The sequence below is a fragment of the Mesorhizobium sp. M4B.F.Ca.ET.214.01.1.1 genome, assembly GCF_004791545.1.
Taxonomy (GTDB): Bacteria; Pseudomonadota; Alphaproteobacteria; order Rhizobiales; family Rhizobiaceae; genus Mesorhizobium; species Mesorhizobium abyssinicae.
Genome location: NZ_SRUX01000262.1, coordinates 1 through 289, shown reverse-complemented (window position 1 = coordinate 289; position 289 = coordinate 1). Strand labels below are relative to the sequence as shown.

At 66.8% G+C, this 289-nt stretch carries 1 protein-coding gene and 1 pseudogene; both read right to left on the bottom strand.

Going from position 1 to position 289, the window contains the following annotated elements:
* The coding region (locus EN857_RS34175) for a DNA alkylation repair protein (RefSeq protein WP_189522850.1) at window positions 1-184 on the bottom strand (184 nt) is incomplete at its 3' end.
* A gap of 6 nt (window positions 185-190) precedes the next feature.
* Window positions 191-289, bottom strand: a pseudogene (locus EN857_RS36065) (oxidoreductase); the annotation flags it as partial.

The following is a 289-nucleotide window of genomic DNA, read 5'->3' as shown; positions in this document are numbered from 1 at the left end:
ACGACCGCTCGTGGTTCCTCTTCAGCTTGCGCGCCAGCGGCCGCAGGTCGGAATTGCCGACGCCGAGCGCGGTTCTCGTGTTGATGCCGAACCGTGCCATGCCGGCGCGGTTCTCCTCGGTGCCGATCGAACGCAGATGAGCGACGATGTCGTCGGCGCTCCAGCTCGGATCGGGCAGGGCCATCGCCGTCTATTTTTCCAAGCGCGCGAGCAGCGAAGACGTGTCCCAGCGCCGGCCGCCCATGTCCTGCACGTCCTTGTAGAACTGGTCGACCAGCGCCGTCACCGG